Origin of the sequence: Mesorhizobium sp. B2-5-11 (assembly GCF_006440835.1) — a bacterium.
Lineage (GTDB): Bacteria > Pseudomonadota > Alphaproteobacteria > Rhizobiales > Rhizobiaceae > Mesorhizobium.
The window spans coordinates 196,852-212,349 of record NZ_VFUK01000008.1 but is presented as its reverse complement, the minus strand read 5'-3'; the positions used below and the strand labels follow the sequence as shown (position 1 = coordinate 212,349).

At 61.1% G+C, this 15,498-nt stretch carries 14 protein-coding genes and 3 pseudogenes; 3 read left to right on the top strand and 14 right to left on the bottom strand.

The genetic code is table 11. The features are described from left to right. Positions 1 to 16 precede the first annotated feature (16 nt). The 5 genes and pseudogenes from adh to FJ490_RS24060 form a co-directional block, all read right to left on the bottom strand. A complete protein-coding gene (gene adh / locus FJ490_RS24080; RefSeq protein WP_140522785.1) occupies positions 17 to 1,534 on the bottom strand; it encodes an aldehyde dehydrogenase in 1,518 nt (505 codons plus the stop codon). Between the two features lie 142 nt (positions 1,535 to 1,676). After that, positions 1,677 to 2,645, bottom strand: a complete 969-nt coding sequence (locus FJ490_RS24075) for a GAF domain-containing protein (RefSeq protein WP_140522783.1) — start codon at positions 2,643 to 2,645, stop codon at positions 1,677 to 1,679. A 198-nt stretch (positions 2,646 to 2,843) separates the two neighbouring features. Then, positions 2,844 to 3,275: pseudogene (locus FJ490_RS33220) on the bottom strand (ion channel). Positions 3,276 to 3,447: 172 nt separating this feature from the next. After that, positions 3,448 to 3,987: a hypothetical protein gene (locus tag FJ490_RS24065; protein ID WP_140522781.1), complete on the bottom strand. Its 540-nt coding sequence runs from the start codon at positions 3,985 to 3,987 to the stop codon at positions 3,448 to 3,450. 10 nt (positions 3,988 to 3,997) lie between these two features. Next, on the bottom strand, positions 3,998 to 4,507 hold the full coding sequence (locus FJ490_RS24060) for a hypothetical protein (RefSeq protein ID WP_140522779.1): 510 nt from the start codon (positions 4,505 to 4,507) through the stop codon (positions 3,998 to 4,000). Positions 4,508 to 4,668: 161 nt separating this feature from the next. Here FJ490_RS24060 and FJ490_RS33650 point away from each other — a divergent pair, with 161 nt between their 5' ends. Further along, a complete protein-coding gene (locus FJ490_RS33650; protein ID WP_210239480.1) occupies positions 4,669 to 5,133 on the top strand; it encodes a metalloregulator ArsR/SmtB family transcription factor in 465 nt (154 codons plus the stop codon). A gap of 68 nt (positions 5,134 to 5,201) precedes the next feature. After that, entirely contained in the window at positions 5,202 to 5,645 is a 444-nt protein-coding gene (locus FJ490_RS24050) for a hypothetical protein (RefSeq protein ID WP_140522777.1), read from the top strand. Between the two features lie 661 nt (positions 5,646 to 6,306). On the opposite strand, the gene FJ490_RS24045 is transcribed toward FJ490_RS24050, so the two are convergent. The 7 genes and pseudogenes from FJ490_RS24045 to leuC form a co-directional block, all read right to left on the bottom strand. Further along, positions 6,307 to 7,137 carry an ABC transporter permease gene (locus tag FJ490_RS24045; RefSeq protein ID WP_140522775.1) on the bottom strand — a complete coding sequence of 277 codons (831 nt, stop codon included), beginning with the start codon at positions 7,135 to 7,137 and terminating at the stop codon, positions 6,307 to 6,309. Then, a complete protein-coding gene (locus tag FJ490_RS24040) occupies positions 7,134 to 7,886 on the bottom strand; it encodes an ABC transporter permease subunit (RefSeq protein ID WP_140522773.1) in 753 nt (250 codons plus the stop codon). The genes FJ490_RS24045 and FJ490_RS24040 overlap by 4 nt, the downstream gene beginning before the upstream one ends. Continuing rightward, positions 7,883 to 8,701 (bottom strand): ABC transporter ATP-binding protein, encoded by an 819-nt coding sequence (locus FJ490_RS24035; RefSeq protein ID WP_140522772.1) that lies wholly within the window; start codon positions 8,699 to 8,701, stop codon positions 7,883 to 7,885. The genes FJ490_RS24040 and FJ490_RS24035 overlap by 4 nt, the downstream gene beginning before the upstream one ends. After that, the gene (locus tag FJ490_RS24030) at positions 8,698 to 9,690 is read right to left on the bottom strand and encodes an ABC transporter substrate-binding protein (protein ID WP_181167710.1); all 993 of its coding nucleotides are present in this window, start codon (positions 9,688 to 9,690) and stop codon (positions 8,698 to 8,700) included. Before FJ490_RS24030 ends, FJ490_RS24035 begins: the two co-directional genes overlap by 4 nt. 114 nt (positions 9,691 to 9,804) lie before the next feature. Further along, the gene (locus tag FJ490_RS24025) at positions 9,805 to 10,683 is read right to left on the bottom strand and encodes an isocitrate lyase/PEP mutase family protein (RefSeq protein ID WP_181165395.1); all 879 of its coding nucleotides are present in this window, start codon (positions 10,681 to 10,683) and stop codon (positions 9,805 to 9,807) included. After that, positions 10,680 to 11,318, bottom strand: a complete 639-nt coding sequence (gene leuD / locus FJ490_RS24020) for a 3-isopropylmalate dehydratase small subunit (RefSeq protein WP_140522766.1) — start codon at positions 11,316 to 11,318, stop codon at positions 10,680 to 10,682. Before leuD ends, FJ490_RS24025 begins: the two co-directional genes overlap by 4 nt. Further along, positions 11,315 to 12,721 (bottom strand): annotated as a pseudogene (gene leuC / locus FJ490_RS24015) (3-isopropylmalate dehydratase large subunit); the annotation flags it as partial. The gene leuD and the pseudogene leuC, both read right to left, overlap by 4 nt. Positions 12,722 to 12,972: 251 nt before the next feature. Between leuC and gcvA the strand changes: the two are divergent. Next, positions 12,973 to 13,887, top strand: a complete 915-nt coding sequence (gcvA, locus tag FJ490_RS24010) for a transcriptional regulator GcvA (RefSeq protein ID WP_140522762.1) — start codon at positions 12,973 to 12,975, stop codon at positions 13,885 to 13,887. 169 nt (positions 13,888 to 14,056) lie between these two features. Here the strand turns inward: gcvA and FJ490_RS24005 are convergent. Both FJ490_RS24005 and FJ490_RS23990 read right to left on the bottom strand, forming a co-directional pair. Continuing rightward, positions 14,057 to 14,225 (bottom strand): annotated as a pseudogene (locus FJ490_RS24005) (DUF4158 domain-containing protein); the annotation flags it as partial. 591 nt (positions 14,226 to 14,816) lie between these two features. Continuing rightward, positions 14,817 to 15,167 carry a DUF2200 domain-containing protein gene (locus FJ490_RS23990; RefSeq protein ID WP_140522758.1) on the bottom strand — a complete coding sequence of 117 codons (351 nt, stop codon included), beginning with the start codon at positions 15,165 to 15,167 and terminating at the stop codon, positions 14,817 to 14,819. Between the last annotated feature and the right edge of the window lie 331 nt (positions 15,168 to 15,498).

The following is a 15,498-nucleotide window of genomic DNA, read 5'->3' as shown; positions in this document are numbered from 1 at the left end:
CGCGCCCTTGAGCCGATCAGAAGAAGCCAAGCTTCTTCGGGCTGTAGCTGACCAGCATATTCTTCGTCTGCTGGTAGTGGTCGAGCATCATCTTGTGGGTCTCTCGGCCGATGCCGGACTGCTTATACCCGCCGAAGGCCGCATGCGCGGGATAGGCATGGTAGCAGTTGGTCCAGACGCGGCCAGCCTGGATCGCGCGGCCGAAGCGATAGGCACGGTTGGCGTCGCGTGTCCAGACACCGGCACCGAGGCCGTAGAGCGTATCGTTGGCTATGCTGAGCGCTTCGTCGTCGTCCTTGAAGGTCGTGACCGATACCACCGGCCCAAAAATCTCCTCCTGGAAGATGCGCATCTTGTTGTGACCCTTGAACACCGTAGGCTGGACGTAGTAGCCGCCGGCCAGATCGCCGGGCAGAAGACTGCGCGCTCCACCGGTCAGCAACTCGGCTCCTTCCTGGCGGCCGATATCGATATAGGACAGGATCTTTTCCATCTGCTCGGACGAAGCCTGGGCGCCGATCATCGTTGCCGGATCGAGCGGATCACCCTGCACGATCGCCTCGACGCGCTTGAGGGCGCGTTCCATGAACCTGTCGTAGATCGATTCCTGGATGAGCGCGCGGCTCGGGCAGGTGCACACCTCGCCCTGGTTCAGCGCGAACATGACGAAGCCTTCGACCGCCTTGTCGAAGAAATCGTCGTCTTCGGCGACGACATCCTTGAAGAAAATGTTGGGTGACTTGCCGCCGAGCTCGAGCGTCACCGGGATCAGGTTTTGGCTGGCATACTGCATGATCAGCCGGCCCGTCGTTGTCTCGCCGGTAAAGGCGATCTTGGCAATGCGCGGCGACGAAGCCAGCGGCTTGCCGGCCTCGAGGCCAAAGCCGTTGACGATGTTGAGCACACCCGGCGGCAAAAGATCGCCGATGAGATCGGCCCAGAGCAGGATGGCAGCCGGGGTCTGCTCGGCAGGTTTCAGGACGACGCAATTGCCGGCCGCCAACGCGGGAGCAAGTTTCCAGCATGCCATCAGCAACGGGAAGTTCCACGGGATGATCTGGCCGACCACGCCGAGCGGCTCATGGAAATGATAGGCGACAGTGTCGTCGTCGATCTGCGAAAGGCTGCCTTCCTGGCCACGCACCGCGCCGGCGAAATAGCGGAAATGGTCGATGGCCAAAGGCAGGTCGGCCGCGGTCGTTTCGCGGATCGGCTTGCCGTTGTCCCACGTTTCGGCGCATGCGAGGAGATCGAGGTTTTCCTCCATGCGATCGGCGATGCGGTTGAGGATAAGGGAGCGCTCGGCCACGCTGGTGCGCGCCCAGGCGTCCTTGGCGGCATGGGCGGCGTCCAGGGCCGCCTCGATGTCCTGGCCGTCCGAGCGCGCTACCTCGCATAGCAGCTGGCCATTCACCGGCGAGAAGTTCTCGAAATAGCGGCCAGAGCGGGGCTCGGCCCGTTTGCCACCGATGAAATTGCCATAGCGCTTGTCGAAGGGCGCCTTGACCGAGCGTGAGAATTCAACCTTGTTCATGCGTCTTCCTCCCAAAGCTGACGTCGCGGGATGCGACGCTTCGAAAGACACTTGCGATTTTCGGCGGTGCTTGTCACCGCGCCGGTCACGCTGGTCGGGTAGGATGTGTCGCAGAATTGCGACAGTTATGAGAGCTTGGGCGTCAGTGTGACCGGCGGACATCCAGACGGTTGAGCTTGCGGTGAAGCGTCGCCCGGCTGATCCCAAGCGCCTGAGCTGCGGCTGAGACGTTCCCGTCAGCGCGCGCGAGCGCACGCTGGAGGGCTCCACGCTCTGCCTCAGCGAGAACTTTAGGGCCGATCTCAGCCCAGCCGAGCAGATCGGCGGCAGGCATTGGTTTGTCGAAACACTGCTGTGTGATGCCAAGCGCCAGGCGGGCCGAACGGGTCGCGCCGACCACGAGATCGTCCGCGTCAACGGCGATCAGCGCGCCAGAGCCTTTGTTGGTCACCGGCGCCAGCAGAATTCGCGCCTTCGGGAATGCCATCTTGAAGTTCTCAATCTCGATCCGGTGCACCGCGTCGACCACAGCCATCGAGATGAGATTGACAAAGGCTTCGGTCAGATCAGCCCGGCAGGACGACACGTCAAGCACGGCTACAAGATTCCCCTCATGATCGTGGATCGGAGCGGTGGTGCAACTGAGCAGCGTATTGCGCGTATGGAAATGCTGGTCGCGGTGAATTGTCAGCGGGCGTCGCTCAACCAGACAGGTGCCGATCCCGTTGGTGCCCTGCCTTTCCTCATTCCAGACGGAGCCAGTCCACAAACCCCAGGAATAAAACGTCTCGTCGTCCACGAGCGCGCCGCGCCGTTCGACAGGCACGCCGTCGCGATCGGCGAGCAGGACACAGCATCCCACGCCGCCTACTGCGAGATAGAGACGGTCGAGACTCGCTTGGGCAGCGCAAATGAGAGGTTCGATTCGTTGCCGGGCCTGTCCCAGTTCGGCCTCCGTCAGATAATGTGGAGGCCTGCAATCGGCTGGTTCGAGTCGATGCAAATTGGAAGACCGTCGCCAGGAGGCAACCAGGGCGGATTTCGCCGCAGCGTCCGACGCAATCGCCGCCTGGATGCGGTCGGCATGATGACCGAATAGATCTTCTCCCATGCTTATCCTCCCAACTCTGATGTCTTTCCTCCCGGTCTGCGGTTCGATCAGGTCATAGTCAATTCGTCCAAAGAAGCAGAAAGGCAGATCTCTCCCTCCTGCTGATCGTCGGCCAAATCATGGCTGACCCGATCGTAAGAGCGTACCAACAGAATGCCCGTACAGTATTGATCGGGAGCAAACCTGAGCACCAACTGGTCAGAAATGCTCGCCCGCCTTGGACGGTCCGATGCGGTGCCGGCTGCGATGAGACAGGCGGTCGACCAGCCGATGAGCAAGAACCCGTTAACGCATTCGAGTGCCGCCAGGACACGCCACGCAAGGGCAGGCACTATGTCGCCGTAGCCAACAGTCGAGAAGGTGATGGTGGAAAAAGTACAATGCAGTTTCAAAGTCGGCGAAGATGTTGAGCATCCGGTACAACCCCGCCCAAAGCCAGATCTTTGCCGTCATGACGGCAAAGAGACCCATCACCACGCGTCATCGCGACGATGCGGCTGCGGCGCCCGTGCATGCGAAAACGGGACACAAGGCACCCCCCACCGGGTGTGTGACCTCGATGAGGCCAAAGATATGAATCAGTACCGTCAGGCTGATCACGATGGTACCGATAAGGAGATTGAGAGCCACAGGCGAGTCTCTACCATTCGAGCTCACGACCAGACGTCGTGCGAGATCAAATCTGTAACGGGCATGCAGTGTCGTTGCCCCTCCCGAAGCCGCCCTGACTGATGCTCTGGAATTGCCGCCCCTTTGTCTCGGCCCAAGTGAGGTGAAGAGCGTTGAGGCGCCAAAACCAAACTCAATGTTGAATTACCTCGGCCCAAAGCTTCTTGGCGAAGCCGCGCTCGTCGAGTGCCCAAGTATCACCCGTGACCACAGCTTTGCCGTCCTGGCATTTGTAGGAATAGACGGTATCGTGGCCGCTCGCCGCGGCCGGCACGAAGTCTTCATTCGGGTTCGCCTTGCAGAATTCGTCAGCGCCAGGATTGTCGCGTGAGGCGTTCATCTTGGTGCAGGGCAGATTGGCGCCCACGAAGCAGGCCAGCAGCTTGCCATTCATGCAGCGATAGTGAACCTGGGTTTCGAGTTCCGGTTCCTCCGGCACGATCTTGGCATCTGGAAACAGCTTTTTGAACGCCCTGACCGTGCCGGCGTAAAGCGCGTGCGAATAGGGGAGGACCTCGTCGTCGTTCTTCACTTGGCGGCAGAGCTTGTAGAGATCCTTCGCCGGCGCCGCCATAGCGCTGCCGGTGGCGATGGCGAGCAACGCTAATGCCGACAGCGTAAAGAACCCCAGAGTTGAAAAACGCAAAAGAGATGTAAGGCGCAAAGCAGACATTTTGATATCCTCAGGAGAACACGCAGGGTTTGGCGTCGGGGCCGCAGATCAGGCGCCTGGCGAACTGGATGACAGCGGCGCGCAGACGGATGGTCACCAGCCAGTAGCCGGCACCGTATCCAGCGGCCATCATCAGCGGTAGTGCCAGCGCGAAGGCACTAGCCGGACGGGGTGCTGTGGATGCGGGGCCGATATAGACCGCCATCGTGACGAAGGCGCCGACGACATAGAGCCAGATCGATCGGGACCCGACCAGCCGGCGCACGATCTCAATGCCGACGGCGAAGACCAACATCAGATACGTGATGCCCAAAGTGTCGAGCAGGGCATCCGTCAGGAAGGACTGGTGGCCGATCCAGGTGTTCGCCACAAACCCAGCACCTAATGAGAAGAGACGCATCAGCCCGGCGACAGGAAAGCCGACCGCGTAAGGCACCGTGAGCATGGCCAGGTAGAAGAAGGCGATCGTGGCGACTATGTCAAAGGCGATCTTGAGCAAGGTTTTCAGGGCCGGGCGCATCTCGCCATCCTTCTTTGCCGTCCGCCATCGGCGGTCAGCCTTGTCTCCCGCCCCTGTAGCCCCGATCGAATTCGTTTCGTCATTTAGGTAATCAGCTTATCGTCAATGCGTCAACAATTAATTGATTGCCTAATCGACTTGCTGTCGTGTAGCATTGTCGTATGTCCATCCAACTCATCTTTGAGGCGCTGTCCTCGCCGGTACGCCGCAAGATCCTTGCCTATGTTGCGCATCACGAACTAAGCGCGGGTGACATCGCCGGGCGCTTCGACATGTCGAAGCCGTCGATCTCGCAGCATTTGCAATTGCTTGAGCATGCCGGCCTGGTGTTGAGCGAAAAGCGCGGCAAGTTCGTCTATTACCGCCAGGCGCCTAACACGCTGGCCTCGACGTTAACCGGCTTTGTGCAGGAGATCTGCCCGGTAGGCCGGCCGATCCGCCGCGAGAGCAAGGCACTGGCCAGGAAGGCAAAGGCGCCCGGCGCCAAGGATCAGCAAGTCGCCAAAATCCCGGTGGCAAAGGCCTCAGCCGCGAAGAGCTTGGCTGCAAAGGCCAAGGCGACGGCATCCGCGCCGCCGAAACGCGCAAGGCCCAGAACCAACAAGGTCAAGGAAAGGACTGCCTGATTGCCGCTGTCAATCCTGAATAGGGCCGGCGCGGCTGTGAATGGGCGGGCAGCAGAAAGGAGAGAACCATGCTTATGACCAGATCGGTCATGCTGAAAAGGCAATCCAGCTCGGACAGCCATCGCCGCGCCGGGGCTAAGCGTTCGCTCGCGGTCCTTGTCGCACTGGCGTCGTTCCTGCCGGCAGCCGTCCAAGCCAAGATGCCGAACGACTTCCTCGGCAAATGGTCGACCGATCCGCTGCGCTGCGAGCAGGAGAACGGGGAAGTCGATGTGCTGGAGGTTCTGCCGTCGGGATTGACCTTTTATGAGGTCGGCTGCGAATTCGGCGAACCGCACGTTGACGGAAAAACGCTGCGCGTTGCCGCCCAATGCTACAAGGGCGGCAGCCCGATGAGCGCAGGCACGGTCGAGCTCTCGCGTTCGGAGCCCAACAGGATAAGCCTGTCCCTGCACGGCTTTTCCTGGTCGTCCGATGATCCGGAAACATTCCAGCGCTGCCGCGCGCGATGAGCCGGATGAAATTGCGCTTCGCCTGACCGCCCTTGCCCGGAGAACTGTGGAGAAGTAATCTCCAAGCCCAGATCCTCATCACAGAGGCGATCAAGGCGAGCGCATCGTCCGTCGCCGGCTTCAAGGAAAGCCAGCGAGGTTTCGGAACATCAAGGCACCGCGGCGAAGGATGATTTGAAGATCCGGCCGCGACATGTCCGCAATGGCACTCGGCCGCACTCTCAAGCTCTTCGGCGAGAGATTCTCGGGTCATGGCACCGTTTGGCCGTACTGAAGACGACAGGGCCAGCGACATCTTTCTGAGTCCTACAAACGGCTGGTGCCGAATACAGTCGCCTTGTGCTCGTCCATCATCCAATCGACTGGCTCTTTGACGGAGGCGCTGTGAACGATGCTTTGACCTCTCGTGCAATCCTGCACCTCTTCGGCCACAAGCACAGACACCGTGCCGTGATGGAGGCAGTATATCCGCCTTGGAGCGGGCGCGGTGAAGCCTTCGCGGCACGACCAGCCGTACGATCCTGGCTACAACCTCATCCGTCTCGAATGCGGCGTTTCGGCTGTCTTATCGGCGAGCACTTCCATGGTTGCGCCGGGTCGTTTCTGAAGAGCCAAGCTCGACAAAGATTGCACGCTCAAAACAAAAAGATCCGGGGCTTAGCTAGGCGCGTCCATAAAGCCGCTGGTTGAGATAAAGCAGCAGGCTACTGGAGACGCCCGCAATGACGACGAGCAGGAAAGTGAGCGCCATGATGAGGTCTATGTTGTGCAAGCCGATTGCGTTCATCAGGAGGAAACCGAGGCCGCGCTGTGAGGCGAACATCTCGCCGAGCAGCGTCCCGATCAGCGTCAGCGAAAAGCCAATCCGGATGCCGGCGAAGATCTCCGGCATGGCGGCCGGCAGGACGATGCGCGCGATCATGTCGGCAGGGTTCAGGCGCATGACGTGCCCGGTCTTGACGTAAACGCGCTTGACGTTTCGCACTGCATTGATCGTGAAGAGTGCGATAGGAATGACGCCGTGGATCGTGCCGAATGCGACCTTCGCCGACATGCCAAGCCCAAAGGCGAGCAGCAGGATCGGGTAGAGCGTGATCTTGGGGATCGAATAGACTGCGACGAGCATGGGCTCGAGAACCTCGGCGATGGCGCCGTTCAGGCCAAGCGTGAAACCGATCGCGAGGCCGATGACGACCGCCAACAGGAGCGCGAGGCCGAAGGCCTGGGCGGTCTCGGTAAGATGAACCCAGAACTGCCCGGTTGTGACGAGATGGGCCGTGAAGCCGAGCGTCTCGAGCGGCGAGCGCAGCGCGACCTCTCCCACGATCCAATAGAGGATCTGCCAGAAGACGAGCAGCGCGACAACGAGGGTGACGCCGTTGCGCAGGCCGTCGGGAATATGGAAGTCCTGTGCGGCTGACCGGGTCTCGGTCGACGCAACCGTATCGACCTTGCCGGAGACGACCGCGTTGAGAGGCAGTTTGCTGCTCATCGAAGCCCCCGCCGGTTCATGAGCTTCTTCTCCCAGCGGGCGAGAAGCGCGTTGATGGTGATCGAAACGATCAGGATCAGCAGAATGAGCGGATACATGATCGCATTGTCGAAGTTGTTGTAGGCGAAGCTGATCTCGTAGCCCATCCCCCCCGTCGACATGATGAATTCGGCGCCGATGATGCCGATCAGCGAATAGGCGACGGCGAGTTTGGCCCCCGTGAGGATATAAGGTGCTGCACAAGGCAGGGTGATGCGCCACGCGGTCTCGACCGCAGACATATGGCCCATCTTGGCGGTCTTGAGGAACACCCGCGGCACCCGGTCCAGGCCATTCAACGTATTCACGATGACAGCGACGACGCCCAGCATGGTTCCGATGAAGATCTGCGGTGCGTCACCAAGCCCGAAGAGGATAATCAGGAGCGGGTAGAAAGCAAAGACCGGGATCGCATAGTAGGTCGCGAAGACCAGGTCGAGTGTGTCGCGCACACGCTCGAACTGATGGATGACGATAGCACTCGCGACCCCGGTGACAACGGCAATGACGAAGGCGATTGCGGCGTTGCCCAACGTCTTGGCAATCGCGGCATTGAGCGCGCCCGAGGCCAACATCTTGACGAGATCGATGACGATGCGGTGCGGCGGCTGCATCGTGAGGTGGGGGATGACCCCAACAAAGCACAAGACTTCGAGCAGGCCGACGAAGCCGACGACGATACCGATCCGCCAGAATGTGGCGCTCTTCATGCCGCCCCCTCCATCTTGCCGATCGCCTTGAGCGATTCCTCGCGCAGCGAACGCCAGAGCCGGGCTGTAATTGTCCCGAAGCGCTCCTCCTGCACGATGCGGCTGTCGCGATCCTTCGGCCAGTCCGTTTTAACGATATCGATGAGCCGTCCGGGTCGGGCCGACATCACCCCGATGCGATCGGCAAGCATGGCGGCTTCATCGAGCGCATGGGTGATGAGGAAGACCGTCGCGCCGGTCTTGCGCCAGAGGTTCAGCACCTCATCGCCCATCAGGAGGCGGGTTTGCTGGTCGAGCGCGCCGAACGGTTCGTCAAGCAGAATGAGCCGCGGCTCCGTCACTAGCGTCCGGGCGATGCATACGCGTTGGCGCATACCTCCAGACAACTGGGCAGGATAGCTCTTGGCAAAGAATGTGAGCCCCATCATCGCGAGCGCCCGCGCGATCCGTTCTTCGCGCTCCTGATGCGAAATCTTCATGCGCCGCAGCCCGAAGGCAATATTGTCGGCGACCGTAAGCCAGGGGAAGGAGGCATCTTCCTGGAAGACGACGCCGACGCCATCCGGTATCTGGCCGGCGATCGGCCGGCCTTCGAAGGTGACTTCGCCGCGGGTCGCGGTCGAAAGTCCCGCGACGAGTTCCAGTAGGGTAGATTTGCCGCAGCCGGACGGCCCCACCACGGCGAAGAATTCGCCCTGCTTCAACTCAAGATCGATCGCGCCGAGTGCGTGAACGGTGTCACCCGGCCGTCCCGGCCGGGTGAACACCTTGTCTACGCCGCGCAGCGCGACCTGTGCGCTTTGCGAAATGGTCATTTCAATTCCTTGATATCGTCTGGCAGGAACTGGGTATCGATTATTGCCTTGAGGTCGACGTCGCCGCTCAGGGCGCCGATCATCTTCTGCACCTCGACGGACTTCTCTAGCCCGTCCAGGTGGATCTGCCCCGTGCCCCAATATTCGATGCCGTTGGTACGGCTGTCCACGAGGTTCTTGACCGCGCTGCGCGCTACTTCTGGCTCGAGATTATACACCTTGGCGATGATGTCGCCTGCCTCATCGGGATTCTGCGCCATGAACTCCACCGCGCGACGGCGGGCGCGGATCACCGCCTTGATGAAATCGCCCTTTTTCTCGGCCGCCGAGCCAGCAGCGGCACCGAGCACATTGGCGATGGGCGGCAGCAGATCGGAGGCCTTGGCGATAGGCCGATACTTGTCCTTGAACTTCGACCACAGCGGTTCTGGAATGGGCGCGACGTCGACAAGCCCGGTGTCCAGCGCCGCAACGCCTTCGCCGAAACCGCCAGTCTTCACGAGCTCGGCGTCTTCAGTCTTGAGGCCGCCAGCCTGCAAGACCAGCGCTGCCAAGCCTTGGCTGGTGGAGCGAGGGTTGGTAAAAGCGATCTTCTTGCCCTTCAGGTCCTTGACCGATTGGATCGGCGAATCCGGCTTCACTGCCCAGATGAATTCTGCAACTGTCAGCACGTTGTCGCTGATGATCTTGATATCGGCGCCCTGCTGGATCGCCGCGATGATGGCATTCGGATTGACTTCCGCATATGGCGCGTCGCCAGCGAGCATATTGCGCAGCGTCGTGCCGCCGCCGGCCGAGGAAAGGATGCCTGTAACGTCGGCGCCCTCTTCCTTGAAGAAGCCCTTCTCCATGGCCACGGCAAAAGGCATTCCGTTTGCCGAGACGCCGTAGTTGCTCACAACGATCTGTTCGGCTTGCGCCGTGCCCGCCAGCGCCAGGCTGGCCGCAGCGAGAACCGCTAGACGCGAGAATGCATTCGATACTTTCATAAGTTCCTCCCTTTTCAATTCTCCGGGCGTCGCTAAGCCCGTGACTCTCTTTGCCATGCCAAGGCCACTGCTTGCGCGGCATTCATACCCTCGGAAAGGCGACTCCAGTACGTCCTACCTCGCCCCGGGAGTTTCGATCGCCCGCCAGTGGTCGAGATTGACTGCCTGATCCAGGATCCCGCGCACGGCCACGCCGTTGGCGAGCGGCTGCAGTGTTTCCGTCCCCTCGGCATGGCGCCGCAGCGCGGAGACTGCCTGCTGCATGACCGCGACCACGCGAAAGATGATGCTTGCCGGAAAGGACACCTGCGTAAAGCCCATGGCGCCGAGTTCGGCGGGGCTTAGCCAGGGCGTATCGCCGCCCTCGAACATGGCAGCCGACAGATAGGCGCCCTTGAAGGCGGCACCAACCTTCCGGTAATCCGCTTCGGTGCGGAGCCCCGCGATGAAGATGCCGTCAGCTCCCACGGAAAGAAAGCGTTCCGCCCTGTGCATAGCCGCGTCGAGGCCGAGCGGGCCATAGGCGTCCGTGCGGCCAATGATAAAAGTCTCGGGATACCTCCGTGCACCGAGGGCGGTACGAAGCTTCGCCTCGATCACCGCTTCCTCGACCACCGCGGCCGCCTTGTCGGCACGCTGCTGCTTATGGTCACGACTCTGGTCTTCCAGGAGAAGTCCGCGAACGCCGATCGCTTCATAAGCGGCGATCGTACGCGCCACGCTCTTCACGTCGCCATAACCGTCATCGGCGTCGGCAAAGAAGGGCAGCGATGATGCAGCCGCGATATCGCGAATGCCCTCGACCATGTCGGTCAGCCCGATCAGTCCAATGTCGGGATAGGCATGGCGGGCGGCGAGCAACGCCGATCCGCCTATGGCGAAGGCCTTGAAGCCGGCCTGTTCGATCAGCCTGGCGGAGAGCGCGTCATGTGCTAGCGGCGTAACGAGCGGCGTCTCCTGTGCCAGCGCCTCACGGATGGTCGTACGCGTCATGTGTTCCATTCCCCTTCCACGGGCCGGTAGATCCAGCCGCGACCTGTCTTGCCGGCGGCATAATAAGCCTCGATCTCGGCGGCGTGGCGAAGCGTCGTGTCGATTTCATCGTCGCCACGCACCAACGCCTCAGCGCGCATCGCCGGCACCCGGAAAGCGTAGATGTGCCCGTCCGGCGCAGCGATCTCCGACATCGTCAGATCGACCGTGAACACTGGGTTGCTGGGACGGCTCTCGACCGTTGCGGCCAGCGCGGCGAATGTCTCTGCGTCGATCAAGCCGGCAAGCAGGCCATTGCGAAAACTGTTCTCGTAGAAGATGTCGGCGAAGCTCGGCGCCAGCACGCAACGGATGCCGAACTGCTGCAATGCCCAGACGGCCGCCTCGCGTGAGCTTCCACAGCCGAAGTTCTCGTCCGCCAGGAGAATGCTTGCAGCGCGGAACGGCGGCCGGTTGAGCACGAAATCCGGCCGTTCGCGGCCGGCCTCATCATAGCGATGGCCGCCGAAGAGGCCTTTGCCGAGGTCGGCCATCGCGGACCGCAGATAGGCCGACGGGATAATCGCGTCCGTGTTGACGTTGCTCAGCGGCATCACTGCCACCACGCCATTGACACTGGCGAAGGGCTCTCTCATGCATTCCCCTTACGGACATCGGTGATGTGACCAGCGAGCGCCGCAGCGGCGACCATGGCGGGGCTCGCAAGATGGGTGCGACTGCGCGGCCCCTGCCGGTTCTCGAAATTGCGGTTACTGGTCGCCATGCAGCGCAGGCCCGGACCGACCACATCCTCATTAATGCTTACGCACATGGAACAACCCGCATCGCGCCACTCGAAGCCCGCTTCACGGAAGATGTGGTGCAGGCCCTTGTCTTCGGCTGCGCGTTTCACCGACATGGAGCCCGGCACGACGAGCGCGCGAACATTCGGAGCGACTTTCCGCCCGCGCACGACGGCCGCCGCCGCTTCGAGATCCGCAAGACGTGAGTTCGTGCAGGAGCCTATGAAGGCGATGTCGATCGGGATACCCTCGAGTGAACTGCCAGGCTCGATCCCCATGTAGCGAATTGCGGCAGCAGCGAGTTCGCGGCGCTTCACATCGGCAAAGGAGGCGGGGTAGGGGACATGCCCGTCGATGCCCGTGACGTCTTGCGGCGTCGTTCCCCAGGTAACCTGTGGAACGATCTTGTCGCAATCGATGGTGACGTCGCGATCGAAGACGGCGTCCGCCTCTGTCCGCAGCGTTCGCCAATAGGCCAGCGCGAGCTCGAAATCCGCCTCGGCGGGTGCGAATTCGCGGCCACGGACATAGTCGAAGGTCGTTTCGTCAGGGGCTATGAGGCCGAGGCGCGCACCGAACTCGATCGACATGTTGCAGAGTGTCAGCCGCGACTCTGCGGAGAGCGCCCGCACCGCCGGCCCCGCGTATTCGACCGCCGCCCCGCGACCTGCGGCGATGCCGTATTCGCCGATGGTGCGCAGGATCATGTCCTTGGCGGTTACGCCCGGCCCGAGCGTACCCTCGTAGGAGACACGCATGGTCTCCGGCCGCGCGAGCGCAAGCGTCTGCGTCGCGAGCACATGCTCGACCTCGCTGGTGCCGACACCGATGCCAAGCGCGCCGATCCCTCCGACGGTGGAGGTGTGGCTGTCGCCGCAGGCCAGCACGCTGCCCGGCAGTGCAACTCCCAGTTCCGGCGCAATCACGTGCACGATGCCTTGGCGCGGATCGCCGACGCCGAAGTGGCGGATGTGGTGCCGATACGCATTCGTCCGCATCAGGGAAAGGAGCTCGCGGCCTTCCGGATTGGTGTTCTCGGTACGACCCGGCGCCGTGGAGATGATGTGGTCCTGGGTTGCAAGGGTAAGCTCCGGATGACGCACTTGCCGTCCGGTTTTTTCCAAACCCGCGAAAGCGGCGGCGCACGTCGTCTCCTGCAGCACGTGCCGGTCGACGAAGATGAGGTCGCGCCCGTCATCCAACTGCCGAACGAGATGGGCGGTCCAGATCTTCTCGAAGACGGTCTTCGGCCCAGTGGAGGAGGCCGAAGCTCGCGCCGAAGACGTTGCAACGGCTGCTAAGCCATCTGCTTGCGTCGGCGGCGCGTGAACTGGCATGACTTTTCCTCCCACATGAGTCGTGAAACCCGCGACTTCTGGCTTTTGGCTCCGCCCGGTGTTCGCGCAATAATGCGTCCGTTAGAGTAGATTTCTGCTGACGGTAACCTCCTCCGGCCCTAGGGTACACCCACAATTTACTCTTTTGCCATCAGGAAAAGGCATAGCACATGTCGCGCCGACTTCCTCCCTTGAATGCCTTGCGCGCCTTTGAGGCGACGGCGCGCAACGGCAGCCTGACACGCGCCGCCCAGGAACTCTCAGTGACCCAGGGTGCGGTCAGCCGCCATCTGCACCAGCTTGAGAACTGGCTCGGCACAACCTTGTGCCTACGGCTCAGGCGCGGAGTAGAGACGACGTCCGAGGGGGCGGCTCTGGCTGCTGTGCTGCGCGTCGCCTTCGACCAGATCGAGGCGCAGACGCGGCGCATTCAGGAAAAACCGGAAGGCAACAGATTGCGCATCAAGCTGCCCCCGACCTTCGCCATCCGCTGGTTCGTGCCGCGGCTCGCCCGTTTTCACGCACTCAATCGGGATGTGGACGTGCAGATCACTACTTCGCACCAGCAGGTCGATTTCGATCGCGAGGAGATAGACGTCTGCATCCATTCCGGCTCGGAGCCTCCACCGGGCCTCTATTGCAGGCGATTGTTCGGGGAGATCGTGCTGCCGGTCTGCAGCCCTGGCCTGATTGGCAGCTCATCGCCTCTCGTCGAGCCGAAGGATCTGGTCCGTTACGTCCTGCTCTGTTCGATGCACAGACCGGATGACTGGCCTGCCTGGCTTCATGCCGCTGGCGTGACGACGGTCGACGGCAATAGCGGCCTCAAATTCGAGAATTCGGCGCTCGCCTACCAGGCGGCTACCGATGAACTCGGCATCGTGATGGCGCAGCGCGCCTTCGTCGAGGACGATCTGCGCACGGGACGCCTGATCGCACCCTTCGGTTTGAGAGTGCCGACGCAGGGCGCTTACTATCTGGTGTATCCGCGCGCGACGCGGCGGACGCTCCTGATCCGCACTTTCGAAAACTGGATTGTGCAGCAGGCGACCGAGTTGGAAGAGGCCGCCGATGGAGCTCGTTGAAGTCGGTGACTTGCTTGAGGTTGGGTGGCGCCGGTCGCAGGGGTTTTGAAATGTGTGGCGCGACCCGATCAATCGCACCGTTTGCCCGTGGCTGTCGGTCCCGGATTTGTGCTGGCTCGAACATTTCCAAAGCCGCTCGCGTAGCCGACCGGACTTGCATCTATTTGCCGGCAACATAGTCGAGCATCGCTTTCGGTGGAACCTCATTAGGGGCCAGTGGCCGGCCGGGGTAGCGCATTAGGCAAAGTTGGATGGCAAAGCCGAGTTGATTGGGTTCACGGCGCCGTAGCTGGTTTTCCAGCAAATCGGCCGGGCGAAAGAGAATAGTGGCGGATCATGCCAGCCGTCGCGACTCGCTGATCGGGCGCATGAATCTGGGCCAGAAGCTCACCGACGATGCTGTGACGATGTTCATCAAACTGATGAGTCGGCTGTTCTCGCAAGCTAATAACCGCAAGAAGCAGCGGCACGTTGGCGGATGGCCTCATGCCTGCTGCAATCGATGCACGCACCCCATGTAGTCGTCAGCCGAGGTGAACTGCCAGTCTATTTTCCGGCTCTTCCGGTCGCCGACGCCGATAGGCTGTGATCTCTATCTCGACTTTCAGTTCGGGCTTTCCCAAAGGCATACACAGTGTCGTGTTTGCTGGATGGATACCGCGGAACTTTTCGGCCACAAGCCGGTTGACGATCTCCTTGTCCTGACGATCGGGCACAAAGACGTGTACGACGACGACATCCTTCGGAGAGGTCCCGACCGAAGCAAGCGCGCCTTCTATATTGAAGAACGCATGCTCGGCACTTCACTCTTGGGCCGTTGCGGGGTTCCCCATCGGCCGAGACGTGGGGCTCGGCCGCAGGAGACGGCATTCCCCTTGCGCATCCGCCGAGGTTTGATCTGCGTCGGGTCGAAAACCGCTTTGCGCGAACTATGCGCGGAGTATCTTGTCCATCACTTTGCCCTTGGCGAGCTCATCGACCATTTTGTCTAAATATCGGATCTCCCGCATTGTGGGTTCTTCGATAGTTTCGATCCGGACTCCGCAAACGACGCCGGTTATCATGGACCTCGATGGATTCATTTTGGGCGCTTGTGCGAAGAAGTCCTCATAGGTCGTCTTTTTCTCAATTTGGCCATTGAGCGCTTTTTGCGAGTAACCTGTCAGCCAACGAATTACCTCGTCGACGTCAGCCTTTGTGCGGCCGTTCTTCTCCGCCTTGGCGACGAGAAGGGGATACACCTTGGCGAAGCTCATCGAATAGATGCGGTGTTTCGTCATTCATCGCCCTCTTGGTGCCAAGTGGTATTAGATCATCCCGACGAGGCGCAGGAAACGATAAGTTCACGGCGTGTCGTAGCAGCCTGTTCTTCGGGCGCAAGGTGCCCGCAATCCTTAATAGTGGCGCAGCGGATGCTGCGAATGCCAACGCTACGAAAAGCCGTCGATATAACGATTGATGTCGCCAGGCTCATCCGCGCCGCGAATGTAAAGCAGCGGTGTTTCGACAAAATCTTGAGCTTCTCCCCCCGCCCTGTTCTGGGCAGCTGCGGTGAGAATGCGCGACTACCAATCAAATCCGACGCGAAGGGCATCTGGTCTTGCATAGGCC

Bases quoted from the DNA above. Each gene is read 5' to 3' on its own strand.
- adh (WP_140522785.1), bottom strand. From the start codon at position 1,534: ATGAACAAGGTTGAATTCTCACGCTCGGTCAAGGCGCCCTTCGACAAG.
- FJ490_RS24075 (WP_140522783.1), bottom strand. From the start codon at position 2,645: ATGGGAGAAGATCTATTCGGTCATCATGCCGACCGCATCCAGGCGGCG.
- FJ490_RS24065 (WP_140522781.1), bottom strand. From the start codon at position 3,987: ATGTCTGCTTTGCGCCTTACATCTCTTTTGCGTTTTTCAACTCTGGGG.
- FJ490_RS24060 (WP_140522779.1), bottom strand. From the start codon at position 4,507: ATGCGCCCGGCCCTGAAAACCTTGCTCAAGATCGCCTTTGACATAGTC.
- FJ490_RS33650 (WP_210239480.1), top strand. From the start codon at position 4,669: ATGTCCATCCAACTCATCTTTGAGGCGCTGTCCTCGCCGGTACGCCGC.
- FJ490_RS24050 (WP_140522777.1), top strand. From the start codon at position 5,202: ATGCTTATGACCAGATCGGTCATGCTGAAAAGGCAATCCAGCTCGGAC.
- FJ490_RS24045 (WP_140522775.1), bottom strand. From the start codon at position 7,137: ATGAGCAGCAAACTGCCTCTCAACGCGGTCGTCTCCGGCAAGGTCGAT.
- FJ490_RS24040 (WP_140522773.1), bottom strand. From the start codon at position 7,886: ATGAAGAGCGCCACATTCTGGCGGATCGGTATCGTCGTCGGCTTCGTC.
- FJ490_RS24035 (WP_140522772.1), bottom strand. From the start codon at position 8,701: ATGACCATTTCGCAAAGCGCACAGGTCGCGCTGCGCGGCGTAGACAAG.
- FJ490_RS24030 (WP_181167710.1), bottom strand. From the start codon at position 9,690: ATGAAAGTATCGAATGCATTCTCGCGTCTAGCGGTTCTCGCTGCGGCC.
- FJ490_RS24025 (WP_181165395.1), bottom strand. From the start codon at position 10,683: ATGACGCGTACGACCATCCGTGAGGCGCTGGCACAGGAGACGCCGCTC.
- leuD (WP_140522766.1), bottom strand. From the start codon at position 11,318: ATGAGAGAGCCCTTCGCCAGTGTCAATGGCGTGGTGGCAGTGATGCCG.
- gcvA (WP_140522762.1), top strand. From the start codon at position 12,973: ATGTCGCGCCGACTTCCTCCCTTGAATGCCTTGCGCGCCTTTGAGGCG.
- FJ490_RS23990 (WP_140522758.1), bottom strand. From the start codon at position 15,167: ATGACGAAACACCGCATCTATTCGATGAGCTTCGCCAAGGTGTATCCC.